The sequence below is a fragment of the Vibrio pelagius genome (assembly GCF_024347575.1).
GTDB classification, from domain to species: Bacteria; Pseudomonadota; Gammaproteobacteria; order Enterobacterales; family Vibrionaceae; genus Vibrio; species Vibrio pelagius.
In genome coordinates this window covers 3,036,611-3,063,229 of sequence record NZ_AP025503.1, presented here as the reverse complement: position 1 = coordinate 3,063,229, position 26,619 = coordinate 3,036,611, and the positions used below count along the sequence as shown (strand labels likewise).

The window sequence follows — 26,619 nt, the reverse complement described above, 5'->3', positions numbered from 1 at the left end:
TGAATAATAAATAAGGATAGGTTTTGTCTTACGTAGAAGCCGATGCGCTAACGGCAGAAGTGGTTGCTGAATATTTGCGTGATAACCCAGATTTCTTCCAAGATAGGAAAGAGCTGGTGGATCGCTTGGCGATTAACAATGTAGAGCAGGGTGCTGTCTCTTTGGTCGAAGTGCAGTTGAAGCGTCAGCGACAGCGCATTGAAGAGCTTGAAGAAGAGATCACCAGCTTAATGTCACTGGCAGCCAATAACGATAAAACCTTTTATGAGTTTATGGCACTGCAAGATCAAGTACTGAAGTGTCGTGACTTCATGCAGGTGATCAAAGCGGTAGAGCAGAAGGCGACTGAACTTGGCTTGAAAGCGTATGTGCGTATTCTTTCTCAGAGCGGTTTCTATCAGCTTAGTGATGAGGGTTACGCGAAATTCTCGTTGAACCACCTTAATGGGAAAGATGCGTATCTTGGGCGTTTGAGAAAGACCGATCGCCAAGACCTATTTGGCGAACAATCGGCTCCTGAGCTAGGATCGTATGTAGTGCTACCATTGGCAAAACAGTCTCCGATTGGGTTGCTGGCCTTCTCTAGTGAAGATGGTGGTCACTTTCAGCCCTACATGGACACCCTTTTCTTGCGTCATTTAGCACTCGTTGTTGCTCATATGGCAGAGACCTTACCTTGGCAGATTGATAATGAGCCTAGAGCCCAACACACCTCTTCCCAATAGTCTTCAAAAACCACTTTCTCGCTTCTATGAATACCTAAGAAGCGAGAAAGGTCTGAGCCTGCACACGCAACGCAATTATAAACAGCAGCTAGAAACCATGGCAGCCCAATTAGTGACTCTAGGTCTTAAAGACTGGCAGCAAGTTGACGCTGCATGGGTGCGCCAGCTAGCCAGTAAAGGCATGCGTGAAGGGATTAAGGCGAGCAGCTTAGCGACACGCCTCTCCTCATTACGCAGTTTCTTTGATTTCTTGGTACTGCGAGGTGAGATCTCGGCAAACCCAGCCAAGGGCGTATCAGCACCGCGTAAGCAGCGTCCGTTACCCAAGAACCTTGATGTCGATGAAGTAGGGCAGCTGCTTGAGGTCGATGAAAGCGATCCTTTGGCGATTCGTGATCGCGCCATGATGGAGGTGATGTACGGTGCAGGTCTACGTCTTGCCGAACTGGTGGGCATCAATCTGAAAGATATTCAGGCGCGTCAGGGTGAGATTCGAGTTATCGGTAAGGGTGATAAAGAGCGTAAGGCACCTTTTTCTGGTCAGGCTAAAGAGTGTGTTGAGAAATGGCTTAAAGTGCGTGGTGAATTTGCCGCACCTGGAGAGCCTGCACTGTTTGTCTCTAAGCTCGGTACGCGTATTTCGCATCGCAGTGTTCAGAAGCGTATGGAAGAGTGGGGTAAGAAGCAGGCGGTGGCTAGTCACATTAGCCCACACAAGCTTCGTCACTCGTTTGCGACTCATGTACTGGAATCCAGTCAGAACTTAAGGGCGGTTCAAGAGCTCTTAGGGCATGAACACATCTCAACAACCCAAATCTATACTCACTTGGACTTTCAACACTTGGCACAAGCGTACGATCAGGCGCACCCAAGAGCTCGTAAAAGAAGCAAAGAATAAGAGGCACTGATGCAACTCTACCGTGGATTGAACCCAATTAAGGCGATGACGTTTGACCTAGACGATACGCTTTACGATAACTGGCCTGTGATCATGAAAGTGGAAAAGGAGATGGCGAATTGGCTGTTCACTGAGCATCCAGTGTCGTCTTCTTTGTCGCTGAATGAGTGGCATCAAGTGAAGGTCCAAGTTGCACAGACCAATCCTGAGCTAAAGCATGATGTCACTTTGTGGCGTGAAACGCAGATCAAACAAGGATTGATGCAGCTTGGTTACGCAGAAGCGCAGGCGACAGCAGCGGCTAAGTCGGGTATTGAGCATGCGTTGTGGCTGAGAAACCAAGTCGATGTCCCTCAAGAGACGCATCGCGTGATGCAAGCCTTGCGTGAAAAACTGCCTTTAGTCGCAATCACTAACGGTAACGTTGACCCACATAAAATTGGGCTAGGAGATTACTTCCAGTTGATATTGAAAGCTGGGCCTGATGGTAGAGCCAAGCCATACCCAGATATGTTTAATCAAGCACAAGAGCATCTAGGCATTAAAGCTGAACATATTTTGCATGTTGGTGATCACTTAGTGAGTGATGTTTACGGCGCTAAAGTCAGTGGCTATCAGGCGTGCTGGTTTAATGATAAAAATATGAATATTCAGCAAGCATCGAAAGCTCGTGTGTTGCCTGATATCGAAATTTCACAATTACGAGATCTTATGCGACTAATTTAATCGCTACAATAAGCTTATGTCGCATTTATTGTAGGGTCTTGCTACATTAACTGCCGTTTAAGAAGCTATTGAAGCTTTTTTAATCGGCAGCTGCTTTCATCGTATTAATATCCACTAAAGCCGTTGTCCTCTCTTAATACGATTACAACAAGGCTTGGCATGCATACCTATACTTTTCTCGTAACCTCTGAGGAGTCCTTAGAATCCTATCTGCAACAAAAAGAGTGGCATGCCAAGAAGCAGTACCTAATCCAGTTACACTCCACACTTTCCAGTCAATCAGCGAGCCGTCTAGCCGATATCACACTGACTTACCTCAAAGATGCGACTCTAATAGGTCAGAGCGCTCAGCATATTATTCACAATAACCGTCAGGTAAGCTGCGGCAGCTTGTTGATGATTAGTGAGTTTGAAGAGACGACGCTAAGTTCTACTATTGTACCATTTAGCGGCAAAACTGGGCTGGATGGATTAGCGCTAGTTAACGCACTGAACCTGACTGAGATCAGCCAAACCGTTATCAGCATTTGTGACCAAGTCGAGGGCTGTGACTACCCAATCTATTCCGGCTTTGACACACTGCCTTATTCAGTGCCAGTTGCTGGTGGTTTGTGCCATGAGAACACTTATGGGCGATGGGTGATGTATAACGGCCAGACCTATCAGCACGCCTGTGTTGCAGTGGCGCTGCATAATCCCAATTTGAAGGTGTGGTCGGGCGCTTATTCTGAGTGGAATCCGATCGGCATGAAGCTTAAGGTAACTCGTGCGGAGGGACGTCGGTTGTACAGCCTCAATGATAAGCCCGCGATTGACGTGTTCAAGCACTATCTCGCCGATGGTAAAGACATCCCCTTTAGTCAGTTAATGAGCTTCCCACTGTATCGTGAATCAGGCAAAAAGAAGGGGATCTCGACTCCATTGCGAATCAATGATGATGGCAGTATTGAATTTGATAGTGCTTGGCAAGTCGGTGAAGAGGCTCAATTCTGCTATAACCATCCGTCACTAACGGCAGAAAAGGTACGTCATGGTGCGGAAGTACTGGCGATGCACCAGCCGGAATCGGTGATGATCTATAACTGTGTTTCACGATTAGAGTTCATTGATAGTCGAACTGAACTCAAGCCGTTTGAAGGGATTGTTGATGCATGCGGTGCCTACTGCATGGGTGAGTTGTATCGAACGGATACTCAACAAGAGATCTTACACCATAGCCTGACCTACGTCGCGATGCGTGAATCCCATGAGTTGATTGAATACAGTCGAACGGGTGCTCACACTGATTCGATGGTGTCGCCACTGCTTAATTTGGTGAGAAATGCCGTGGCTGATCTTGACCATATGAACAGCCAGATGGAGAAGAAGCTTCATCAACAGGCGCGCCGTCTTACTGAAAGTTATCGCGTAGATTCGCGTACTGGTTTACCAAATCGTATTGTGCTTAAAGAGCAGCTCAATAGCATCAAGAGTTCGGAGCATCTGCTCACCTTAAAGCTGACTAATTTCCACCAAGTGAATGAAAAGTATGGTTACCAAGTGGGTGACCAACTGCTAAGAGACCTCTCTAATCATTTTATTGAGCGACTGCATAACAATGTGAAGCAAGACTCTCTTGAGCGAGTCGAACTGTTTAGTATTGGTATCGGTGAGTGGGCGATCATTTTTGATGCAAAGGTAGAAAGTGAGCGGATTAAATACCGTTTTGCTCAGTTTGCCGATGACATCGAGCACATCAACTTTGAACCCTACGGTTTAGCTGATGTAGATTATCTCTCAGTGTCGCTGTGTGGTGGCTTTGCTAGCCGCTGTGACTTTACTGAAGATACTGGTGAAGAGATCCTGCTAAAAGCCATTGAAGCACGGCGCTATGGGGTGCGTAACAATACCCATATTACTAACGCCAAAGACATTCAGGTCAGTGAAGAAGACCGTAAAGACCAGTTGGGTTGGCTCTCTTGTGTGAGTCGTGCCATTTTAAGTCAGAATATCATCACTTACACACAACCTATCGTCGCTGCGGGCAGTCATCAAGAGGTGAGCCAAGAGTGTTTGGTACGCATTATGGACGACAGGGCTATAGTACCTCCAGGTAAGTTTCTGCCTATCATTGCTGACACGCATCTCTACACGCGCTTGAGTCGTCATATGATTAAGAACACGATTGGTTATATGGCAGACAAGCAGGGTGCATTCTCGATTAATTTGTCACCACAAGATCTATTGAGTGATAAAACCTTGATGATTCTAGAGGCGGCGATTCAAGGTATGAACGACCCAACAAGGCTAGGTTTAGAAGTGCTGGAGTCTGAGCAGATCAAAGATTACGGACGAATGATTGAAGTGTGTGATCACTTCAGAACTTTGGGTGCTCGAATTATCGTTGATGACTTTGGCTCTGGTTACTCTAACATTGATGAAATCATCAAATTAGAACCGCAGATCATTAAGCTCGATGGTAGCCTGATCCGTAACATTGATAAAGACCCAAAACAGCGCAGTATTGCCGCTCAGTTGGTCAAGTTATGTAAGGTGTTTAATGCTAAGACGGTTGCGGAGTTTGTTCACAATCAACAGGTGTGTGAACTAGCGGAAGAGATGGGCATTGACTACCTGCAAGGCTATTACTTTGGTGAACCTAAACGTTTGTTCTAACGAACATGTTTCGATTAAATGCTCCCACTACACAGTGTGATGTGCATACAGTTATCGAGAAATTCGCTGCATACTCTATGATTTATTAGGGAACCACCTTTTACTGAGTTCACAGATCTCACAGGGTGATAGTAACTAATACGTGCAAGACTTATCGATAATCAGCACAATAACGAGTCATTAATGCAGTGATTAATGTGGTTATGCAGTCATTTTCTCTCTTTATAGATGATTTAAAGCAGCTTGCAGTTGAGTTAGAGACTGTGAGTTTCCGAACGAGCGATACGCTTTTGGTCCAGGTTTTCTCTTCTTTTGAGCAAGAGAGAGTGGAGTCTGCGTGCCAGATTATTCACGCGCGTTTCCCTGACTGTACTTCCATCGGCTGCAGTGCAGAACATTTTATTGATAGGGGCGAGCTAAGGCACCAAGGATTGCTGGTGGTCTTTAGTTGGTTCTCTTCGACAACCATAAGCTCCGCCACGGTTTCATACAGTGATGATTTGATTCGTGATAGCGATGATATGTTACGTCATCTGGAGTGCCACGATGGTACGCAAACCGCAATCTGTTTTGCTGACTGTCTGACATTTGATAAAAACAACCTCTTTTATGCCTTTGATCGTTCTGCTCTGAATATTCCAATCTGTGGAGGTGCATCGACCATAACCCCATCTGGACGTTGGGTGATGAGGAACGGACGCTGTTATCAAGGCGCCTATGTGATGGCTGCGCTACACAGTGAGAAGCTTGTTGTAAATCGAGGTTATTTCACCGAGTGGAACCCAATTGGCAAAACCTTTCGTGTTACCGCAGCACAAGGTCATCGTTTGATTCAACTGGATGGCGTACCCATTAGGGAGCTTTATAATCGCTATCTAGCCGATGGTCTCGAAGTCCCTTTCGAACAACTGAATAACTTCCCTTTGATGGTTGGTGACCCAAAACAACAGAATATCTACTTACCGATCAAGATTGCTGAAAACGGAGAGATGGAATTCAGTGGTGAATTTCAAGTCGGTGAAGAGGTGCGCTTTTGCTACGATCACCCCTCATTGACTTTAGAGCAGGTGAGGTTGGAGGTTGAGCAAACGGCTTTACACTCACCTGAATGCTTTTTTGTCTATAACTGCACCTCTCGTTTGGATTTCATTGAAGGAAATCAAGAGGTCGAGATCTTCCAGAAATTGACAGACACTTACGGTGTCTACTGCATGGGTGAACTGTTCTATGAGCAAGGCCAGCAACGCCTGTTGCATCATAGCCTAACTTATATGGCACTGAGTGAAGGCGACAACGCTAGTTGCCGCCAGTTAAGTAGTCAGCCTGCTAGCAATATCTCACCGTTGTTTTCATTGATTCGCAATGCCTTAATGGATGTCGATGACATGAACAACAGTATGGTTAATAAAATTCAGCAGCAGGCCAACGCTCTAACGGCTAGTTATCGTGTTGATCGTCGTACTGGCTTACCCAACCGAAGTGTGTTGCGCGAAAGGTTGGCTCGAATGAGTGGTGCTAGCCATTTGCTTACCCTGAAGATCACGACATTTAGTCAGATTAATGAGAAATACGGTTATCGCGTGGGAGATAAGCTGCTCAATGACTTGAGTGATCACTTTCAAAGCTCATTGACTCGCTATTTCGAACAAGAGTGTCAGTTATATAGTGTGGGGATTGGCGAGTGGGCGGTAGTCTTCGATAGCTTAGCCAGCGATGAATACATACAGCAACGCTTCTCTAAATTTGCGGATGAGACTGAGCATGTAAACTTTGAACCGATGGGGCTACCTGATATTGATTACTTGTCAGTCTCGATTGGTGCCGGGATTGCCAGTCGTCGTGATTTTCCAACCACATCAATTGATGACTTATTGTTGAAATCCATCGATGCGCGCCGCAGTGCTGTGAGTCAAAATAAGCATTTGGTTAACGCTAAGACCTTAGTGCAGTTAGAAAAGCAGCGTCAAGAACAGCTAAGTTGGTTATCTTGCGTTAGCCGGGCAGTGATGAATCAGAACGTTGTTGCCTGTGCCCAGCCGATCGTTTCAGCTCACTCTCACCAAGTAGAGAGCTATGAATGCTTGGTTCGAATCGAAGAAGAGGGTGAGTTGATTACCCCGGGACGCTTTTTACCGATTATCGAAGGGACTCACCTTTACACTCGTTTAAGCCGTCAAATGATTTCTCGTACCTTTGACTTTATGAGAAATCGTACCGATTCATTCAGCATTAATCTTGCACCGCAAGATTTTACCAATGAGAAAACAGTGCTCCACCTTGAGCAAGCGATCAAAAGCATTAGTCACCCTCAGCGTATCGGTTTAGAGGTGTTAGAGACCGAGCAGATCAAAGATTATGGCCGCTTGATTGAAATCTGTAATCATTTTAGAGAGCTTGGTGTGAACATCATTGTGGATGACTTTGGCTCTGGTTATTCCAATATTGATGAGATCCTCAAACTGGAACCTCAGGTGATTAAGCTTGATGGTAGTTTAATTCGCAATATTGACCAGGATAGAAAGCAGCGAAAAATAGCGGAGCAGTTGGTCAGTTTATGCCAGATACTCAATGCCAAAACTGTGGCGGAGTTTGTTCATAATCAAGAGGTGTGTCGTATTGCTGAGGATATGGGTGTCGACTACTTACAAGGTTATTTCGTCGGCGAACCAAGGCGTTTGTTCTGATATTCAAACAAGTTGTTTCACGTGAAACGTAAAGAGCGAGCCAAGTCTCGCTCTTTGATTCTACTTAAGGGCGTGGCCGCTTTTATCTGCTTGGAAGACCTTTAGGTAGTGATGAAAGTAATGGTTTAGCTGTTGAGCTTGATCGATTTCACCTAATTGATTCAGTAACAAGCTTCCCACCTCACAGGTACATAAATGCCCAGTATCTTGGTTGCGCCTTAAGGTATAGGCTGAATCTAAGTTAGGGGTGAGGTGTACCTGTGGAATACTCTGCAACCACGGGCTTTTGTTCATCATCTTCTTAGCTTCTTGCCATGTTCCATCAAGCACAATAAACAGTCGCTTTTTATTCGCGACAGGGTACACCTTAGTAATCTCACTGACATCAACACTTTGCTCACTGGGAAACAGCAGCAAAGCCTGAACCGTATCATCATTAATCATAGCCATTAAGTCTGCTGGCGCACTCTTGCGTTGCCAAACATAGCTTTGGCTGTTGGGGAGTGTTTGCAGCAGCAGCTTTCCTGTGTTGGTGTCGCGTTTGAGCTCATTCTCATGAGTAAGCAGTGCAATGTTCACCTTGCTTTCAAGAGCAGGTATCTGCGCACAAATGCATTGATGAGTGAAGCCGCATCGCTGGCAAGCAACTCGCTTTTCCATACTAGAGTTTGACTCCCTGTTGCATCGGAGAGATCTCGTCGGCAAAGAGAATGACTTGACTCACTTTGTCACTCGTCGTTGTTGGGGCGACACTTGGGTTAAGTGGGTAACTAACACCTGAGTACTGCAGCGCATGTTGCGCAGGTGTCGCGCCACCACCACCGACGTTAAATACAAGATCGTGCCAACCATTATGTTGCTCTTTTCCTAAGTGGATCTTTCCTCGTACCAGAGTCACTCGGCTGTTGAAGCGCCATTGTTGTTGATGGTTTTCAAAAATCAGAAGGGTACATCCTCCAGAACCACACCAATTCAGTTGTACAAGGAACTCCTCTTGCCCGTCGCCATTGAGGTCATAGGTCAACCAACGATACTGGGTGTCATCTGTTGAGGTATTGTGGATCTTAAAATAGTCGCGGATCGCGCGGTCGACCTTGGGATCAAATTGATCGCTACCGTTGATATTCCGTGGGGTAAGATCGACGGCGGATTTAGGTGTTGAGATTAGATCTTGTTGTTCTCTCATTTTAAAGAGCGTTAGGCCACCGTCGGCGATCGGATACACAACATTCCCGACCCGCTCTTTTGTCGCCGTCAGCTTGCCACTCTCACGGGTAAAAATGCGTTCTGAGATGAGATATTGCTGCTGGTGGCGCGTCATTACCACTTGAACTTGGTCAGCATTGAGCTGCTGCCAGAACCCTTGTTCAATAATAGGAGCATCACCATTGCTGTATGAGTAGGTAGTGACTGCACTGTGATCGGAATTTAACTCAAGAGTGACCGAGAAACCGGTATTCTGTGTCGAGCTGGCAAAGTAGCGATCAGCCCACTGTAGCGTCGTATCTTGATTCGAGAGCGTAGCACAGCCTTTGTAAGAATCATCATTAATAGTGAGCTTGGCATTCCAGCCGTATAAGCTATCACTCATGGTGTCGTTGCAGCGGCTGTTAGTAAGGTGCAGTTCGCCACCACCTTGGTTACTGGTTAATTGATAGTGACGTTGCTCGTTGCTCATGCGGCTTGATTGAATCTCAAAAGCTTGCGGCGTCTCCCCTATTTTTGAGTAGGTCACTTGGCTCTTATCGAATTGTGCAGACCAGAAAGGTTCATTACCAAAAGCACGCGTTGATTTGAGTGGTTGACTACAGCGGTTGGGGTTCTCGGCGGTGAGAATATTGACTTGGTCAACAACAAAGCGAGCTGTGAAATCGGCGTTGTATCCGGTTTGACTCGGCACTGTCAGGTGGCCAATCAGTTCACCATACATAGGTTGATAGGGCGTATTGGAGAGTCCTTGAGCTTCTAGTGCCAGTTCTGGTGACAAATCTAACCAGTATTGCTCTTGGCTACCACAAGGCGTAAAGGTGCGGCTTTCATGTCCAACAACCACCTGACCACGCATAATAAAGGTTTGCGGCTGAATGGTACTTGGGGCATCTAGGTTAGCGGCGGGTGATTTTTCTGGTTCTGAAATGGACTGTTGGGTTTGGCTACAGCCCGTCAGAGCGATGGCTGTGAGCCATACCGCTGGGTTTTTGAGTACCTTCATGTTATATCTTCCTCGGAGCAACCGTTAATTGGATTTATTATGGCATATTGGTTATTTAAAACAGAACCCGACACCTTTTCTATTCATACTCTGCGAGTGCAAAACACCTCTTGCTGGGAGGGGGTTCGCAACTACCAAGCTCGTAATATGATGCGTGATCAGGTCAAACTGGGTGATCTCGTGATGATTTACCACTCGTCATGCAAGAAAGTTGGCGTTGCTGGTATCGCAAAAGTGACGCGAGAGGCGTATCCGGATCACTTTCAGTTTGATCCAGAGAGTGACTATTACGATGCCAAATCGTCACCAGACAACCCTCGCTGGGTAATGGTCGATGTCGAGTATGTTCGAACCACAGAACGCTTGATTCCCCTAGCGACGCTAAAAGCGATGCCTGAACTTGAGAATATGCCTTTGGTAAAGCGCGGTAATCGCTTATCCATCATGCCTGTAACGGAGCAAGAGTGGCAGGCTATTCTGAGCAAAGAGGTGTTGGGTTCTCGTTAACGTTAGAGCTTATGGGAACATGAAGGTTCAAAAAAGGCAGCGATTGGCTGCCTTTTAGGTTTTAGGGGAAAGAGAGAGTTACAGTAGATGCTCTTCAAGGTAGTGAGCGACGGCATCATCGGCGTGGCTACCGATCACTTCATTGTTTGGCAGTGCTTGCATCACTTTTTCATGCGATGTTCCCATTACCAAGCCCTTACCTGCCATTGCTAACATTTCAGCATCGTTCATACCATCACCAAAAGCAATGCAGTTCTCTAGAGTCAGGTTGAGCGATTTTGCCACGGCTTCTAACGCATGGCCTTTCGAGACTTCGGCAGCCATCACTTCTAAACACCAAGGGGTAGAGAAGGCGATATTCAGTTTATCGCCAAAGGCTTTTCGCAATCTTTGCTCGAACGTCACTAGGTGCTTATGATCGTGCTCTGGGTGAGTAAAGAAGACCTTCGCAATACCTTCAGTGGGTGCTCGCTCCGCTTCAAAGCGTTGGTAACTAAAGCCTGACTCACTATGGAACTTAGCGAGCACCTCGTCTTCACGATCCAACAACCAATCTTCGTTTTGGTACATGTGGATGAAAATGTTCGGATCCTGACGAACAATGTCGATCACAGGTTGAACAAGATCTTGAGGCACGTTCTGGCTGTACATCAGTTGGTCGTCTTTATCATGTACACGCGCGCCATTAGAGGTGATCATATACGCTGGAATACCGGCCTGTTGACGAATGCCTGCAACGTCAACATGGTGTCGACCAGTGGCAAAGATAAAGGTGAAGCCTTGCTGGTGTAACTTCTTCAATGTCTGCTTGGTAAAGTCACTCAACTTATGGTTGGGAGCGAGCAGCGTGCCATCAAGATCAGAGGCTACAATATTGATGGAATCTTTTAGTGCAGGAATCGTCATTTAACCCTCGATACAGCGTATTTGACTGGTAGAGGCACCAAGCAATAGATGGTGCCTAATGTTGTAAGACAAATTGTACGTGAAATTAGCGTAACAAAAGAGGGCAAAGCTCTATAACTTGTCTTCCTCTTTACCAAATTGTTTTAGCGAAAAAACGCAACAATCGCATCCAAGGCTTGATTGCGATACTGATCGCTTTCAAACAACACTTCATGCCTTGCGCCTGTGATGGTAATCATCTTGCTGTCGATGTTCGTTTTGCGCAGTTTATTGATGAAGCGTTGTTGAGCTTGATTACATACGATCTGCTCGTTGCCTGCCTGAATCAACAAAAGAGGAATTTTAATTTGGCGCGTCTGCTGAATGGCTTGTTTGGCGGCCATCAACCCTTGCCATACCCAACGCGTGCTCGGACCGCCAACTTGCATTGCTGGATTGTCGTCATACAGTTTTCTAAACCATTGGTAACGAACTTTACTCTGACTGAGCAGGTTGTTTTCAAAAGGTTTCGTGTAATACGCCTTGTGTCCCGGCGCGTAGGTTGGCTTGGCACAAAACCCTGTAAGCAGTTGCGCGACTGACATAGCGATAGGTTTGAGATACCAATTCGTATTCACACCAAACATAGGTGCGCACAAGACGACTTTTTCAAAACGGTGGTCTGGCGTGGTTTGTAGGTAGCGAGTGGCGATGGTACTGCCCATCGAATGAGCGAGTAAGTAACGTTGCTCATACTTGTCGAGTGGGAAGTGTTGGAGAACCTCGCGCATATCACGGATGTAATCATCAAATTCATGAATATGACCAATGTCAGAGTCTTGCACACTGCGTTGTGAACGACCTTGACCTTGATGATCAAAAGAGTAAATGTCATAACCTTGATGGTAGAGATCGTAGAAAAGCTCTTGGTATTTTTCGCAGCACTCAATACGCCCATTCGAGATAACAATCGCTTTACTATGCTGTGGTGAAGTCAAGCTTGCCCAGTAGAGCTTTTTCTTGCTCGATGAGGTGACATAACCTTCATTTCTTTGTTGCCAAAAGGCTGAGATCGGGTGTTTAATCGCTTCCTCAAATTGAGGCTCTTGAGTGAAATATGAAGGTGCGGCAGCGTTGTTTGCCATGAGAAGTTACCTGAAAACTGATGAGAGCTTTTATCGCTAATGATGTTATTAGATTAAAGTACTGCTAAGGAAATGCAATGGATACTCATGTTTTGCTCGCTTATGTCGTGACCGCAATTCTGTTTAGTTTAGCGCCGGGTTCAGGCACCGTGAATTCGATCAGCAATGGACTCAGCTATGGCACTCGCAAGTCACTGGCTTCGATTGCAGGCCTACAAATTGGGTTGGCGTTTCATATTTTATTAGTGGGGGCGGGGATTGGTGCGCTGGTGGCTAAATCCGCTTTCGCGTTCACATTAATTAAATGGGTAGGTGTGGTTTATCTCATCTGGCTCGGTATTCAGAAGTGGCGTGATACCTCTAGTATGGTTGCGACGGAAGAGGGTGCATCGCAGTCAAGTTGGACACTGTTACGCAATGCGGTATTAATTAATCTTACAAATCCGAAATCTATCGTATTTTTGGTTGCATTGTTCCCGCAATTTATAGACCCTTCACAACCCCAAGCGCCACAACTTTTGGTACTCGGTGTGACAACAGTATTCATTGATAGCGTTGTTATGTTGGGCTACACCTCATTGGCATCACAAATGGGACGTTTTATTCGTTCAGATCGCGTAATGGGTAAGATAAATAAGATTTTTGGTGGTATGTTCATGGGTTGCGGCGCACTGCTTGCCGCGGCTAAGGCTTAACCAATCATAGAGTTAGAAAATAGATGACCGCTACATACGTCGCTCGACAACCTATCTTTAACCGAAAAAAACATACTCTTGGTTATGAGTTGTTGTTTCGTGATGGGGACAATAATGCCTATCCAGCGCATATTGAGTCGAATCGAGCTACGTATCGTCTGATCGTCGAAAATTTTTTATCGGTGGGTCTTAACCCATCGATTCCTTCATCGCGCTGCTTCATTAATTTCCCGTATCAAAGTCTATTGCGCCGTCTTCCTCAAAGCTTGCCAAAAGACAAGGTGGTTATTGAAATCCTGGAGACCTGTCCACCGACAGCTGAGTTGCTAGAGGCGGTGAAAGATCTCTATCAACAGGGTTATATGATTGCTCTGGATGACTTTACCTCGACACCTGAGTGGGAAGCCTTCCTTAAGTACACGCACATTGTAAAGCTCGACATTATGCAGATGGGCTTAGATGCCGCGTGTGAGTTGGTGCAAAAACACCAAGGCAAGAAATACAGCTTTCTCGCAGAGCGTGTTGAAACTGAAGAGGAGTTTCAGCGAACCAAGCAGGCGGGTTTTAAGTTTTTTCAAGGTTACTTTTTTAGTAAGCCAGAAATGGTTAAGACCAAATACATCAGCCCTGAACACGTGATTGCGATGGAGCTGTTCCAAGAGGTTTGCAAGCCTAGTGTCGACTTTCAGCGCGTAGAAAGCATTGTGGCAAAGGATGTCGCGCTCTCATACAAGCTACTGCGTTTTGTCAATACCATGTCGCCACGCTTGGAGGTCAGCATCTCTTCATTTCGTCAGGCGCTGGTATATTTAGGGCAAGACAATCTTAAGATGTTTGTATCTTTGGCGGTTGCCTCTTATGTCTCTGATAAGAAGCCAAAAGAGTTATACAGCTTATCTCTGCAACGTGCTCAATTCTGTCAGCGTATGTCACGCTATCAACCCTTTGAGGTGCACACAGAGCAAGCCTTTATGATTGGGTTGTTCTCCTTATTGGACGCGTTACTTGATCTGTCGTTAGAACACCTAGTTGAACAATTGCCATTGTGTAAGATCATTAAGCTGGCGTTGCTGCGTCGAGAAGGGCCTTATGGTCAGTTGCTAGCTCTAGAAGAGAGCTTTGAGCATGCCGATTGGCGTCAGATGGAAGAGTATTGTAATACGTTAGGGCTCAGTGTTGAGCAGGTTAAAAATGAACTTGCTGAGGCGCAGCGTTGGAGTCATAGCGTTACGAGTCAAACCTAGTTGTGTGAAGATTAAACTTTTATGACAGTAGAAGCGCACGCCTTGACGTGCGCTTTTTTATAACTAACATATGCGCATATCCATATATGAGAATGTAATTATGCTTCCTCACCAGTTTTTTAAATTGTTGTCTGATGAAACGCGAGTACGTTGCCTAATGATGATTGTACGCCAAGAGTGTTTATCTGTTGGTGAGCTCACTGAAGCACTACAAGAGAGTCAGCCAAAGGTATCTCGCCACCTAGCGCAGTTGCGCTCAAACGGGATCCTAACGGATGTTCGTCAAGGGCAGTGGGTGTTTTACCGTCTGTCCAAGGATTTACCAGGTTGGATGCTAAAGTTGATTGAAGACCTTATCGCATCCAACTGTTTGAAAACCCAATATCAACAAGATATTGAGCGCCTAGAAGCAATGACTTCGCGCCCTCAATGTTGCGTTTAATCGAATATTTTTGGATTCACCACTAACTGAGAGACATTAAAATGACAGTTAAAGTAGGTATTAATGGTTTTGGCCGTATCGGTCGTCTAGCACTTCGCGCAGCTTTCGATTGGGAAGAGCTAGAGTTTGTTCAGATTAACGATGTAGCTGGCGATACAGCAACGCTTGCACACCTTCTCGAGTTCGATTCAGTTCAAGGTCGCTGGCACCATGAAGTCACTGCTGAAGGTGATGAGATGATCATCAACGGTCAGCGCATTAATACCACGCAAGAGCGTGATATCGACGCGATCGACTGGTCTGGTTGTGATGTTGTGATTGAAGCGACAGGAGTTCACCGTAAAACTTCTTTCCTAAACAAGTATCTAGAGCAAGGCGTGAAGCGCGTTGTGGTGTCTGCACCTGTTAAAGAAGAAGGCATCGCAAACATTGTGGTGGGTGTTAACGACAACATCTTTGACCCAGCAGTGCACAAGATCGTGACAGCAGCATCTTGTACTACTAACTGTATCGCTCCAGTGGTGAAAGTGATCAACGAGAAGCTTGGTATTGAGAACGCGTCTTTCACAACCATTCACGATCTAACTAACACGCAAACTATCCTAGACGCACCGCACAAAGATCTACGTCGTGCACGTGCTTGTGGTATGAGCCTAATCCCAACCACAACCGGCTCTGCTAAGGCGATTGTTGAGATCTTCCCTGAGCTTGAAAACCGTATTAACGGTCATGCGGTACGCGTACCGCTAGCGAACGCGTCTCTGACTGACATTATCTTCGAAGTGAAGCAAGACACGACAGCAGAAGAAGTTAACGCACTTCTAAAAGAAGCATCAGAGAACGAGCTAAAAGGTATTCTGGGCTTTGAAGAGCGTCCACTGGTGTCTATCGACTACAAAGGTGACCAACGCTCTACAATCGTAGATGCACTCTCTACCATGTTGGTTGGTAAGCGTATGGTGAAGATCTACGCTTGGTACGATAACGAGATGGGTTACGCGACGCGTACGGCAGAGTTAGTACGTACAGTCGGTCTAGCTTAATACTCTTCTTTGAGTATTGGTTCTATAAGAATTTAAGAGATTACACAATGACACATCCAACATGGCAACTAGACCTTGAGCAAGGCGCGCTGATTCTAACTCCATGCCCAGGTACTAAAGATGCTGATCTAGATGCATCTCTGGCGCAGCTAAAAGAACAGGGCGTTGAAGCGATCGTGACTGCGCTTGATGACGCAGAGCTTGCAAGCAAAGACGTAGCATCACTTGGCGAGAAAACGCGTGCGCTAGGCATGCAGTGGTTTCAAATCGAAATCGAAGACGATTGTGCACCAGGTGCTGAGTTTGCAGCAAAATGGTCTTCAGCAAGCCCAGAGTTACACAAAATCGTCGATAGCGGCGCTAAGGTCGCAATGCATTGCATGGGCGGTTCAGGTCGTACTGGTCTATTCGCGGCTCATCTTCTATTAGAGAAAGGTTGGGACCTTGATAAGATCGTTCAAGAAGTTCAAGCATTGCGTCCAGGTGCTTTTACTAAACCTATCCAGGTTGAGTACATTAATGGCGTAGCGAATAGCTAACAGCCATCATTGTTAGACAAGGAGCTTTTGGTATCTTGAGTGTTTAGCTTATTGTGATCCAAAAGCTCTTTTTGTTTTGATTGCAGAGATAGCATTATGTTTTCAAATCTAAGTAAGAGCGTTCGCCAATACATGTTGGTGACTTTCAACTACTGGAATTTCACCATTACTGATGGCGCACTGCGCATGCTGGTGGTGCTGTATTTCTACGACCTTGGCTACAGCTCGTTAGAGATCGCTTCACTGTTCCTTTTCTATGAATTCTTTGGCGTGGTGACGAACCTAATCGGTGGTTGGTTGGGCGCGCGTCTTGGTCTCAATAAGACCATGAACCTTGGCCTTGGAATGCAAATTGTTGCCTTGGCAATGCTCGCAGTACCAAGTGCAATGTTGACGATTCCTTGGGTGATGGCGGCGCAGGCACTGTCCGGGATTGCGAAAGACCTGAATAAGATGAGTGCCAAGAGTTCAATCAAAACCTTAGTGCCAGACGAGCAGCAAGGTGCGTTGTATAAGTGGGTTGCGATTCTGACCGGTTCTAAAAATGCTCTCAAAGGCGCAGGCTTTTTTGTCGGTGGTTTATTACTATCGTTAATCGGCTTCAAATACGCGGTGCTAGCAATGGCAGCTGTGCTAACTCTGGTGTTCATTGGCAGTGTATTAAGCCTAGAAGCGGATATGGGCAAAGCGAAAACCAAGCCTAAGTTTAGTCAGATGTTCTCTAAGTCAGAATCGATCAACATCTTGTCTGCGGCACGTATGTTCCTGTTTGGTGCACGTGATGTATGGTTTGTCATTGCTCTGCCTATCTATTTGGGGAGTGTCTTTGGGTGGGATCACTCAATGGTCGGTGGCTTCCTTGCGGTTTGGACTATCGCTTACGGCTTTGTACAAGGTATTGCACCTAAGATTACTGGTAAGGCGCAAGGCAAAGTGCCTGATGGTCATGCAGCATTGCTGTGGGCAGGTGGTTTGGCATTAGTGACTGCAGGTATCGCTTATGCAGTACAGATAGAATGGCAACCAGAGCTTGTGATCATCGGTGGTCTAATGCTGTTTGGTGCTATCTTTGCGGTTAACTCATCACTGCACTCTTACCTCATCGTAAGTTATGCAAAAGGCGATGGCGTGTCGCTTGATGTCGGTTTCTATTACATGGCGAATGCGATGGGGCGTTTGATTGGTACGATTCTGTCTGGTTGGGTATTTCAGCTGGCAGGGCTCGCGGCGTGTCTATGGGTGTCGTTTGCTTTCTTGGCGTTCACCACACTCATTTCTCTTAAGCTGCCGAAAGTGCCACAAACTGAGGTTGCATAGCCGATAAATGGCGCAATTCTTTTTGTGAACGCTGCTTGCTTTAACAATAAGCTGACTTGGTCACCATACCAGTCAGCTTTTTTGTTGCTATAGTAGAATGATTGAATATTAATCAGGCGCTTACATGAAACAGCGAATACTCTTTTTTGATTTGGCACGATGTGTTGCAGCGGTGGCTGTGATCGCAATTCATGTGCTAGCACCGTATCGTAATGAGCTCAATATGATTCCATTCAATGAGTGGTTGACAGCCGTTACGGTGAATGGCTTCAGTCGATGGGCGGTTCCGGTGTTTATTTTGATTACCGGCGCATTGATGCTCAGTGATCAGCGCCCGTTTGATGCCAAATATTACTTAAAACGCCGCTTAGGTAAGGTATTGATACCATTTCTTGTGTGGTCGCTGTTTTATACCTATTTCTCTGGTTGGTCAGCGTCAGGTTATGATGCATCGGTCAGTTGGGAGGTGTTGAGTAACAGCTATCATCACTATACTTACTATCATTTGGGCTTTTTCTACTACTTCATACCGCTCTACTTTGTGATTCCGTTTATGCAGATTGGGCTGCGCAAATATGGTGATCCGTTCATTTACAGCTTTACTGCGCTCTGGTTGTTCACCACATTGCTATTCTTGTGCAAAGTTGATGGCCCCTGGAGTCATGAGCTATGGCTTTATACTGGTTATTTACCACTTGGCTATATTTTGTATAAGAAACTGCCTCTTACCGCATCTGTGGTCACAGGGACTACGATATTGGGGGCCTTGGCACTGTTTACCACGGTTTATATGGTAGTTGATGCGAGTCTCGCGGCAGAGAAGTATACAGTAGGTCGCTGGCTGTCTTACAAAACACTCAATACAGTATTAGCTGCAAGTATGGTGTTTATGTTGTGTCGCTACTTTGGAGAAGGTTTATCTGACAAGTCGAATAAAGTGGTGGGTTTTATCAGCAAACATAGCTTAGGCATTTATTTGTTGCACCCAATCTTCCTATGGCCAATGAAGGAGTTTGGTTGGTATCAGGGCCATCCAGCTTGGGTGATTCCACTATGGGTAGTGATCAGTGGTGCTGGTGCGTTATGGATGAGTTGGTTGATGGCAAAGTCAGAGAAAACACGCTGGTTATTGCCATAACACTAGGAATCTGAGAGTACAAAGAAGTTAGCGCTTGAGAGCAAAGTGCAAAAACTTATCGCCTTGGTAAGTCAATGTGCCTTTGTCCCCAGGATTGAGAGCGTGGTAGTAATGAATACCAACTTGGAACTCACGTTTGGGGCCAACCAGTCCGCGCTGAACGTAGATCCAATACTCTTGGTCTTCTTGGCCTGGTTGCGCATCTGGAAGATCAATGGATTGTTTATCGAGTACCGTTACATCCACCTTTTTCTCTGGCGCGTTCTCTCCTTGCATATGCTTTCGGTAAAAGCCAACAAAAACCCAGCCTGCAAGGGTGACAAGTACAATAATCGCAAGAAAAAGTGAATTAGGCATACAACCTCCATATAGTCCTGAAGGGTATTCTAGTCGGTCGACTGCACGGGATATGTGTTTAAAGCCGCTATTCGTGAATTGATGTAAGTTGAGCGAGTTGTTTTTCGGCTGATATCACATTTCAACGCCATTTGTGGATAACACGTTGTTATTTATTGTCTCTTTCTCACGTAAATCGTGATCAATTTGTATAAGAATAAGGTAGTGCTCGACTAAAATTACAATGTGGAGTGGGAGGGTCAATATGACGGACATTGAAAAAGTAGTCACAAGGACTCGTAATATAGAGAAGTTATTGCGACTTCAGTATCACGCTGAGGGAGAAGGGCTGCATGAGCTGGTCACGAGTTGTGAAGAGAGACTGCCACACGATATGGTGGTAAAACTACGCTACATTGCCACTTGTCGAAACAAGGTAGTGAATGATCATGATACGCAATTAGAGGATTATGATCAGTTCATCATGATGTGTAATGATTGTGAGAAAGCACTAACCCCAAGAAGTGGGCGTTTTGTTTGGCGTGTGGCCATTCTCTTAATGATGGTAATGACTTTGGCTGCGGCTGGGTTTTATTATGCCAATTGGGATGTACTGACGTTGCATCTATTCTCAAAGTAATAGATTTAGATAAAAGAAAAGGGACGCCACGGCGTCCCTTTTCTCTTTTTTGATACTTGTTTAGTACATCATCGGTAGTGTCATAAGGCCAACAACTACTGCGATCATTACAAGTCCTTGTTTTTGCGAAGATGAAATCATAACACTACTCCTATATTTGGTTAACTATCGCTATGTTGTTAAGAATAGCACCGATTCTGGCTTTAGATCAAGAATTAGTTTTGAAGTCTCTAAAAAGGCAAGAAAACTTATGTTTATATGCGGTTATTTGGTTAGGTTTGTTGTGTTTTTTGTGGTGGTTTAAATTTAATCATTGTGGTTTCTGTTTGCTCTTTTTTGTATTAAGTTGTTGTTTTAGTGGATTTAATTATTGTAAAGATAGTTGTTAAATATTGTTAAAGTGTATTAATGATTGTTGATGGTCATTGTTGTTTTTCGGTTGTTGTTATGGCGTCTATTTGTGTTTTATATCTCTTGATATTAGTCATGGTAGCTATCGATAAAGGAGATACCTCATTACAAAGGGGGTAATTTTTATTGTTTTGTATATAAATGAATTTTTGAGGTGTATTAATGCTATAAAGTTTATGTTTTGTTTTTAAGTGATTGATTTTAAATTTTTTTGTGCCTATAAAATTGCTTTTATTAATTGAGGTTAAGTGGAATATTACCGAGAATGTGAGGCTGTTGCTTAGTAAAAATTGACTTAGGTTATACAGGTTGGGGATAGGAGGTGTTTTTGGAGATGTTGATGAGAATAAGTCGAAAATTATGGGGCAAAAAACACGTGGTAGGACATTTGGGTGAAATTCAAAACGTGATCACATTTTTAGTGGAAGCGTAAGCAAGATCCAATTTTGAGGGGCTAGCGCTTTACATCACTATTGAGGTGCCTAGACTGGCGACGATTTGAGGTTATAGGATAGATGTTATGTGGAGTTGGTTAGCAGTTTCGTTATCTGGTATCGGAGCGATAGCAGGAGCCAAGCATAGGCATGTTACTCAAACCTTAATCTATAAAGTTTTCACTTTCGTACTCTTAGCGACGATTGCATTAAGCCAGCCTGAGATTACCAACTACAGTTATTGGATTGTTGGTGGCTTGGTTGTGTCTGCACTGGCGGATATTCTGCATACTCTGTCTAAGAGAAAGCCACTGCACTTCATTTTTTTCTTAGTGGCACAACTCTGTTATAGCAAGGCATTTTGGCTACAACTGTCTGGGCAACTGGTATGGTGGCTATTCGCCTTGTTACTTGCGGCATGCGTCGTTGCCTTTTTCTTATTGTTACCTCGTCTGGATAAGTTGGTATTTCCCGTTGTGATTATGGGAATTGTACTGATTCAGTTGGCATGGGCGTCGGGAGAGGTGTGGTTACTTGATCCACATCTGTCACATGGCGTTGGCTTCATTGGTTGTTGTGTCTTATTACTTTCAGCTTTGGCTTACGCATTAAATGGTTATCGAAGCCCGATCAAAGGGGCTTACGTGTGGGTGACAGGTAGTTATTTCCTAGCTCACTCTTTAATCGTGGCGTCATTAACCCTTTAGTCGATAACAGCTCTGAGGCTGCGTTATATCAAAGTGTGCTAACAGCAATCCGCTATGCTTGGTGAGATATGACAAAAGGGGAACCTCTAATGACGACAGAAATCCATGCTCACAATGTACTGAACTTATTAAACGAACAAGCTCTAACGCGTGAAGAGTTAGCGGAAAAGCTAGCACAAGAATATGGTTCAGAAGCCCGTTTCCATACTTGTAAGTTAAGTGGTTTGGACTTAGATGCATTGCTAACATTCTTTGTGAAAATGGAGAAGGTGGTGCTAGAGGACGACAAACTGAGAACCAACATGGCACGAGTATGTAGCCATTAATTCGATTGTTTTGGGGAAGTGGATTGCTGCTTCCCTTTAAATCAAATATTTAACACACAACCTCCCTACCGGGTTCGAAAAGCCGGATTGAGGCTGCTATACTCCGCGCACCTTCGCTTTTCAGGACTTACTCATGGAAATCCTATCTGCAGCCACCATGCTGTTTCTTATTATGGATCCGTTAGGCAACTTGCCGATCGTGCTCTCCATACTTAAACATATCGATCCAAAGCGACGCCGAATTGTTTTGATTCGTGAGCTTATGTTCGCGTTGATTATCCTATTATTGTTCTTGTTTGCCGGTCAGAGCATTCTCAACTTTTTGCACGTTCAGCCAGAAACCTTGAGTATTTCGGGCGGTATTATCCTGTTTATCATCGCGATTAAGATGATTTTTCCAAGTGCCGGGAGTATCACTGGATTAGCGGCGGGTGAAGAGCCATTTATTGTACCTATGGCGATTCCGATGATTGCGGGGCCATCGGTGATTGCAGCCTTGATTCTGCTATCGACTCAGCACCCAGGTAATATGTTGGAGCTATCTGCAGCGGTCTTATTGGCTTGGGGCGCAACCTTCTTTATCTTGATGTTTAATGGTTTCTTCCTGCGTATCCTCGGAGAGCGAGGCCTGAAAGCGGTAGAGCGATTGATGGGTCTATTGCTTATTATGATATCAACGCAGATGTTCCTTGATGGTATCAAAGCTTACATGCTCTCTTAACATCTGTTTGCCCCAGTAAAATTAAAATAAAGCCGCTCAAATGAGCGGCTTTATTTTTACATCATGTATTTGCGTCGGATATCGAGCAGAGCAAAGATGCCGAAGATCAGAATTGACCACTTCTCCCAGCGCGTCATTGAGATCTTATCGCCAAATGCACCAATGAAGATCAGCATTTGTAGACCGTGCATGAAGAACAAGAAAGCCGTCATGATATACAGAGCAATAGCTGCGTTTCCTGGGAATGGATGGAAAATATTGACGATAAGAACAAACCAAACGAAAGCAATAGCCGCTTTGGCTACGGGAATCAGTACATTCATTATTTAAATCCTATTCAGAATTAGTTCTATGAAAAAGGCGGTAACTCGACTGCCCAGTCGTTTTATCACGATAGAGCTCCCAGTTCTCAGGCATGCCTTCCAGCTTAAGTTCTTTTTCAGTTTCGACATACACAACAGCATCTTCAGCCAACCAACCGTTAGATTCGAGTAGGTTGACTGTCTCAGCAAGAAGGCCTTTGCGGAAAGGTGGATCCAAGAAAACCACATCATAGGGTGTCCCCGGCTTACTGAGGTAAGAGATAGCGTCGATATTCTCCACCTTTATGTTGTCGGCATTCAGTTCTTTAGCGTTGTCTGCAAGCTGTTTAGCCGCCTTTTGGTTCATCTCTAAAAGTGTCACCATCTTCGCTTGGCGAGACGCTGCTTCAAAACCGAGCCCGCCAGAGCCTGCAAATACATCCAGACACGTCGCGTTTGGGATATCTTGAGCTACCCAGTTAAAGAGTGTCTCTTTTACTCGGTCAATGGTTGGGCGTAACCCCTCTAAGTCGTGAACTGGGAGTTTTCGACCTCTCCATGAGCCACTGATGATTCTAACAAAGCCTCCAGATGGCTTTTTTTGTGATGTGTTTTGCTGGCGACGTCTTACCATAGATTTTTTGACCGCTAATAAAGTGATACTATATCGAGCCCAATTTAGTTTGGTTCGAGTATTAAATAAATTTTGCAATGACAAAGTGTATCAAGCAAACAGCAAGCATATCACTGCTTTGTCATTTTTCTTTACTATTCGTGTCTGCAAGTTTGTATTGTAGAACAATAGCAAAGAGTCGACGTGCATTAAGTCAATACAGTTAATTAGTAGATCTAGGAAACTCCTCTGATGGCGGAAAAAAAGAAGCGCGGATTATTATCGTGGCTTGGCTTTGGTGAAGAAGAACAGAGCCCACAAACGCAGACTGACTCTAAAGTAGAGCAGCAAACGGAAGAGCAGCCTCAAGCTGAGGTTGAGCAACCGGTAGAAAAGGAAGAATCTGCACAAGAGGCGGAGTTACAAGAAGAGCTTGAACAGCCAAGTGCTGAGGTTCAACCTGAACAAGCAGAAGCAGAAGCAGAAGCAGAAGCAGAAGCAGAAGCAGAAGCAGAAGCAGAAGCAGAGCCTGAAGCGGTTGCAGAAGAGCCACAAGTTGAAGAAGTTCAAGAGAAACCAACCGAAAGCTTCTTTGCGCGCTTGAAGCGCAGCCTAAGCCGCACTAAAGCTAACATTGGTGCAGGCTTCTTTGGTTTGTTCAAAGGCAAACAAATTGATGAAGATCTATTCGAAGAGCTTGAAGAACAACTGTTGATTGCTGACGTGGGCATGAACACCACAGTCAAAATCATTGATAACCTAACAGAAAAAGCATCTCGCAATGACCTGAAAGATGGGGAAGCGCTGTATGGTCTATTGAAAGAAGAGATGGCTGATATCCTAAGCCAAGTGGAACAACCTCTAGAGGTGGATACCACTAAAACGCCTTACGTCATCCTAATGGTTGGTGTTAATGGTGTAGGTAAAACAACGACCATAGGTAAGCTTGCGAAACAGTTCCAGAATGAAGGCAAGAAAGTGATGCTGGCGGCGGGTGATACCTTCCGTGCTGCAGCGGTTGAGCAGCTTCAAGTATGGGGTAAGCGCAACGACGTACCTGTTATTGCTCAGCACACTGGCGCTGACAGTGCTTCGGTTATCTATGATGCGATTGAAGCTGCAAAGGCTCGTGGTGTGGATGTGGTTATCGCTGATACAGCGGGTCGTCTACAGAACAAGAGCAACTTGATGGAAGAGCTGCGTAAGATTGTTCGTGTAATGAAGAAGATTGACGACTCAGCACCGCATGAAATCATGCTAACGTTAGATGCAGGTACTGGTCAGAACGCAATCAGCCAAGCGAAATTGTTCAGTGAAGTCGCGCCAGTTACCGGTATCACACTAACTAAGCTAGATGGTACAGCAAAAGGCGGTGTGATTTTCTCTATCGCTGACCAATTCCAGATTCCAATTCGCTTTATTGGTGTTGGTGAAGGTATTGACGATCTGCGTCCATTTGAGTCAAAAGACTTTATTGAAGCGCTGTTTAGCCGCGAAGAGTAATTGGGGTAGCAATTTGGTTTATGTTTAACCTGCTACCTTTTTAAATTTGATAAGAGTGATCGTAAGAGGAATTTTCGGTGATCAAATTTCAGCAAGTGAGCAAGGCCTACCGAGGTGGACGCCAAGCATTACAAAAAGTGGATTTTCATCTTAAGCGAGGTGAAATGGCTTTTTTGGGTGGGCATTCCGGTGCGGGCAAAAGTACACTGCTGAAATTGATCTGTGCTATTGAGCGCCCGACCGACGGGCGCGTTTGGTTTAACGATCACGACATTACTCGAATACCGAGTAAAGATATTCCTTTCTTGCGCCGTAACATCGGTATTGTTTTTCAAGACCACCGTTTGTTAATGGACCGCTCTATTTACGACAATGTGGCACTGCCAATGCGTATCGAGTCGATTTCTGAAAATGAAATCAAGCGACGCGTAGGTGCTGCATTGGATAAAACAGGCCTTTTAGATAAAGCGCGTTGTTTACCGAGTCAATTGTCCGGTGGTGAGCAGCAACGTGTGGGCATTGCTCGCGCTGTGGTGAATCGACCAACCTTACTTTTGGCTGATGAGCCGACCGGCAACCTAGACCCAGAATTATCGAACCGAGTTTTAAGGCTGTTCGAAGAGTTTAATCGAGCAGGCGTGACCATCCTTTTAGCTACACATGATGTGGGGTTAGTAAACACTCGCCCACAATATCGTCATTTCGAGTTAAACCAGGGCTTCTTAAGTGAGGTAGAAGACTATGGCCGTTAATAAACGTCTTAAAAAGGCGAAGCCAAAGCGCGCCAATAATCGTGCCGCCAGTGATGGCTTTTTAGTGATTCATTGGAAGCAGGCGAAGTCTTCTTTATCAGAACTGTGGCAGCGTCCATTAGGTAACTTGCTCACTTTAGCCGTGATCTCTATGGCATTAGCGATGCCAGCGTGTTTATACCTACTGGGTAAAAACGTGGGTGAAGCTGCACAAGATGTGGCAAGCCCTTCTCAGGTGAGTGCTTACATAGAAGAGGGTATCCCTGAACCGCGAGTGATGGTGATGAAGGATGAGATTGAGAGTTGGCCACAAGTAGAGCTGGTGGAATATATCTCGCCACAACAGGGCCTTGCCGACCTCAGTCAATATTCAGGTTTTGATGACGCATTGACCATCCTTGATGATTACTCACTGCCAGGTGTATTGATCATTACACCGAGCGTTGGAACTGACACGGAAATTAAAGCACTGGCTGAGCAAGTCAAAGAGCAACCTTCGGTGACTGATGTTCGCCTTGATGAAGATTGGTTGGCAAGACTTGATGCGATTAAAGCACTGGCTACTGTCATCGTAGTGACATTAACCTTCCTTATGCTAGGGGCGGTATTTCTAATTATTGGTAATACCCTGCGCTTTAATGTGCTTGCTCACAAAGAAGAGATCCAAACTATGAAGCTCATCGGGGCAACCGATAGTTTCATTCTACGCCCTTATCTGTATACAGGTATGTGGTTTGGTGTATTGGGCTCTATCAGTGCATGGATCATGACAGCATTGATTACCGTCTTACTCAATAGTGCAGTGGACGACTTAGCTCAGTTATACGACAGTCATTTCCGTTTAATTGGCTTAAGCTGGGATGAATCATTGCTGCTTTTGATTGTTGGAACCTTACTTGGTAGTGTGGCAGCAAAACTTTCTGCCCAAAGACACCTAAAAGAAATTGAACCTGTTTAGGTGAATTGAGTCATATTTAGACGAGAAATAGACACATGCTAGTCAGTTTTCGCCTTGTATA

At 45.2% G+C, this 26,619-nt stretch carries 27 protein-coding genes; 20 read left to right on the top strand and 7 right to left on the bottom strand.

What is annotated here, in order from left to right; genetic code table 11:
* Nucleotides 1-23: 23 nt before the first annotated feature.
* The 5 genes from vsple_RS13675 to vsple_RS13655 all read left to right on the top strand — a co-directional run bounded on the left by vsple_RS13675 (nucleotide 24) and on the right by vsple_RS13655 (nucleotide 7,688).
* Entirely contained in the window at nucleotides 24-725 is a 702-nt protein-coding gene (locus vsple_RS13675) for a DUF484 family protein (RefSeq protein ID WP_261882257.1), read from the top strand.
* The gene (xerC, locus tag vsple_RS13670) at nucleotides 691-1,623 is read left to right on the top strand and encodes a tyrosine recombinase XerC (RefSeq protein WP_261882256.1); all 933 of its coding nucleotides are present in this window, start codon (nucleotides 691-693) and stop codon (nucleotides 1,621-1,623) included. Before vsple_RS13675 ends, xerC begins: the two co-directional genes overlap by 35 nt.
* Nucleotides 1,624-1,632: 9 nt before the next feature.
* Nucleotides 1,633-2,349, top strand: a complete 717-nt coding sequence (gene yigB / locus vsple_RS13665) for a 5-amino-6-(5-phospho-D-ribitylamino)uracil phosphatase YigB (protein WP_261882255.1) — start codon at nucleotides 1,633-1,635, stop codon at nucleotides 2,347-2,349.
* A gap of 159 nt (nucleotides 2,350-2,508) precedes the next feature.
* Entirely contained in the window at nucleotides 2,509-5,004 is a 2,496-nt protein-coding gene (locus tag vsple_RS13660; RefSeq protein WP_261882254.1) for a bifunctional diguanylate cyclase/phosphodiesterase, read from the top strand.
* Between the two features lie 203 nt (nucleotides 5,005-5,207).
* On the top strand, nucleotides 5,208-7,688 hold the full coding sequence (locus tag vsple_RS13655) for a bifunctional diguanylate cyclase/phosphodiesterase (RefSeq protein WP_261882253.1): 2,481 nt from the start codon (nucleotides 5,208-5,210) through the stop codon (nucleotides 7,686-7,688).
* A gap of 60 nt (nucleotides 7,689-7,748) precedes the next feature.
* Here vsple_RS13655 and vsple_RS13650 read toward each other — a convergent pair whose 3' ends face one another.
* Both vsple_RS13650 and vsple_RS13645 read right to left on the bottom strand, forming a co-directional pair.
* Nucleotides 7,749-8,348, bottom strand: coding sequence for a tRNA-uridine aminocarboxypropyltransferase (locus vsple_RS13650; RefSeq protein ID WP_261882252.1), 600 nt, complete (start codon nucleotides 8,346-8,348; stop codon nucleotides 7,749-7,751).
* 1 nt (nucleotide 8,349) lies between these two features.
* The gene (locus vsple_RS13645) at nucleotides 8,350-9,900 is read right to left on the bottom strand and encodes a COG3650 family protein (RefSeq protein ID WP_261882251.1); all 1,551 of its coding nucleotides are present in this window, start codon (nucleotides 9,898-9,900) and stop codon (nucleotides 8,350-8,352) included.
* Nucleotides 9,901-9,939: 39 nt separating this feature from the next.
* Between vsple_RS13645 and vsple_RS13640 the strand changes: the two genes are divergently transcribed.
* Nucleotides 9,940-10,407, top strand: a complete 468-nt coding sequence (locus tag vsple_RS13640) for an EVE domain-containing protein (RefSeq protein ID WP_032553358.1) — start codon at nucleotides 9,940-9,942, stop codon at nucleotides 10,405-10,407.
* Nucleotides 10,408-10,485: 78 nt separating this feature from the next.
* On the opposite strand, the gene vsple_RS13635 is transcribed toward vsple_RS13640, so the two are convergent.
* Nucleotides 10,486-11,313: a Cof-type HAD-IIB family hydrolase gene (locus vsple_RS13635; protein WP_261882250.1), complete on the bottom strand. Its 828-nt coding sequence runs from the start codon at nucleotides 11,311-11,313 to the stop codon at nucleotides 10,486-10,488.
* A gap of 143 nt (nucleotides 11,314-11,456) precedes the next feature.
* Nucleotides 11,457-12,437, bottom strand: coding sequence for an alpha/beta fold hydrolase (locus tag vsple_RS13630; RefSeq protein ID WP_255229629.1), 981 nt, complete (start codon nucleotides 12,435-12,437; stop codon nucleotides 11,457-11,459).
* 77 nt (nucleotides 12,438-12,514) lie between these two features.
* On the opposite strand from vsple_RS13630, the gene rhtB reads away from it, so the two are divergent.
* From rhtB to vsple_RS13595, 7 genes are all read left to right on the top strand, one after another.
* Complete coding sequence (gene rhtB, locus vsple_RS13625; RefSeq protein WP_261882249.1) at nucleotides 12,515-13,132, top strand: homoserine/homoserine lactone efflux protein; 618 nt, start codon at nucleotides 12,515-12,517, stop codon at nucleotides 13,130-13,132.
* A 23-nt stretch (nucleotides 13,133-13,155) separates the two neighbouring features.
* Nucleotides 13,156-14,376: an EAL and HDOD domain-containing protein gene (locus vsple_RS13620; protein ID WP_261882248.1), complete on the top strand. Its 1,221-nt coding sequence runs from the start codon at nucleotides 13,156-13,158 to the stop codon at nucleotides 14,374-14,376.
* A gap of 100 nt (nucleotides 14,377-14,476) precedes the next feature.
* Nucleotides 14,477-14,818: an ArsR/SmtB family transcription factor gene (locus vsple_RS13615; protein ID WP_261882247.1), complete on the top strand. Its 342-nt coding sequence runs from the start codon at nucleotides 14,477-14,479 to the stop codon at nucleotides 14,816-14,818.
* Nucleotides 14,819-14,859: 41 nt separating this feature from the next.
* Entirely contained in the window at nucleotides 14,860-15,861 is a 1,002-nt protein-coding gene (locus tag vsple_RS13610; RefSeq protein WP_261882246.1) for an ArsJ-associated glyceraldehyde-3-phosphate dehydrogenase, read from the top strand.
* A gap of 47 nt (nucleotides 15,862-15,908) precedes the next feature.
* On the top strand, nucleotides 15,909-16,400 hold the full coding sequence (locus vsple_RS13605; protein WP_261882245.1) for a cyclin-dependent kinase inhibitor 3 family protein: 492 nt from the start codon (nucleotides 15,909-15,911) through the stop codon (nucleotides 16,398-16,400).
* A gap of 96 nt (nucleotides 16,401-16,496) precedes the next feature.
* Nucleotides 16,497-17,717, top strand: coding sequence for an organoarsenical effux MFS transporter ArsJ (gene arsJ / locus vsple_RS13600; RefSeq protein ID WP_261882244.1), 1,221 nt, complete (start codon nucleotides 16,497-16,499; stop codon nucleotides 17,715-17,717).
* A 124-nt stretch (nucleotides 17,718-17,841) separates the two neighbouring features.
* Nucleotides 17,842-18,855 carry an acyltransferase gene (locus vsple_RS13595; protein WP_261882243.1) on the top strand — a complete coding sequence of 338 codons (1,014 nt, stop codon included), beginning with the start codon at nucleotides 17,842-17,844 and terminating at the stop codon, nucleotides 18,853-18,855.
* Between the two features lie 27 nt (nucleotides 18,856-18,882).
* Here the strand turns inward: vsple_RS13595 and vsple_RS13590 are convergent, their stop codons facing one another.
* Nucleotides 18,883-19,212 (bottom strand): DUF2500 domain-containing protein, encoded by a 330-nt coding sequence (locus vsple_RS13590; protein ID WP_255229637.1) that lies wholly within the window; start codon nucleotides 19,210-19,212, stop codon nucleotides 18,883-18,885.
* A 244-nt stretch (nucleotides 19,213-19,456) separates the two neighbouring features.
* Here vsple_RS13590 and vsple_RS13585 point away from each other — a divergent pair, with 244 nt between their 5' ends.
* The 4 genes from vsple_RS13585 (at nucleotide 19,457) to vsple_RS13570 (ending at nucleotide 22,430) form a co-directional block, all read left to right on the top strand.
* Complete coding sequence (locus vsple_RS13585) at nucleotides 19,457-19,831, top strand: DUF4145 domain-containing protein (protein WP_261882242.1); 375 nt, start codon at nucleotides 19,457-19,459, stop codon at nucleotides 19,829-19,831.
* Between the two features lie 931 nt (nucleotides 19,832-20,762).
* The gene (locus tag vsple_RS13580; protein ID WP_255229639.1) at nucleotides 20,763-21,383 is read left to right on the top strand and encodes a lysoplasmalogenase; all 621 of its coding nucleotides are present in this window, start codon (nucleotides 20,763-20,765) and stop codon (nucleotides 21,381-21,383) included.
* A gap of 89 nt (nucleotides 21,384-21,472) precedes the next feature.
* A complete protein-coding gene (locus tag vsple_RS13575) occupies nucleotides 21,473-21,709 on the top strand; it encodes a YecH family metal-binding protein (RefSeq protein WP_255229640.1) in 237 nt (78 codons plus the stop codon).
* Nucleotides 21,710-21,842: 133 nt separating this feature from the next.
* The gene (locus tag vsple_RS13570; RefSeq protein WP_032553376.1) at nucleotides 21,843-22,430 is read left to right on the top strand and encodes a YhgN family NAAT transporter; all 588 of its coding nucleotides are present in this window, start codon (nucleotides 21,843-21,845) and stop codon (nucleotides 22,428-22,430) included.
* 56 nt (nucleotides 22,431-22,486) lie between these two features.
* Here the strand turns inward: vsple_RS13570 and vsple_RS13565 are convergent, their stop codons facing one another.
* Nucleotides 22,487-22,753 (bottom strand): DUF1145 domain-containing protein, encoded by a 267-nt coding sequence (locus vsple_RS13565; protein WP_032553377.1) that lies wholly within the window; start codon nucleotides 22,751-22,753, stop codon nucleotides 22,487-22,489.
* Nucleotides 22,754-22,763: 10 nt separating this feature from the next.
* A complete protein-coding gene (rsmD, locus tag vsple_RS13560) occupies nucleotides 22,764-23,366 on the bottom strand; it encodes a 16S rRNA (guanine(966)-N(2))-methyltransferase RsmD (protein ID WP_261882241.1) in 603 nt (200 codons plus the stop codon).
* Between the two features lie 231 nt (nucleotides 23,367-23,597).
* Between rsmD and ftsY the strand changes: the two genes are divergently transcribed.
* The 3 genes from ftsY (at nucleotide 23,598) to ftsX (ending at nucleotide 26,558) form a co-directional block, all read left to right on the top strand.
* Nucleotides 23,598-24,848, top strand: coding sequence for a signal recognition particle-docking protein FtsY (gene ftsY, locus vsple_RS13555; protein ID WP_261882240.1), 1,251 nt, complete (start codon nucleotides 23,598-23,600; stop codon nucleotides 24,846-24,848).
* 77 nt (nucleotides 24,849-24,925) lie between these two features.
* On the top strand, nucleotides 24,926-25,600 hold the full coding sequence (gene ftsE / locus vsple_RS13550) for a cell division ATP-binding protein FtsE (protein ID WP_032553381.1): 675 nt from the start codon (nucleotides 24,926-24,928) through the stop codon (nucleotides 25,598-25,600).
* Complete coding sequence (gene ftsX, locus vsple_RS13545) at nucleotides 25,590-26,558, top strand: permease-like cell division protein FtsX (protein WP_255229642.1); 969 nt, start codon at nucleotides 25,590-25,592, stop codon at nucleotides 26,556-26,558. The genes ftsE and ftsX overlap by 11 nt, the downstream gene beginning before the upstream one ends.
* Nucleotides 26,559-26,619 lie beyond the last annotated feature (61 nt).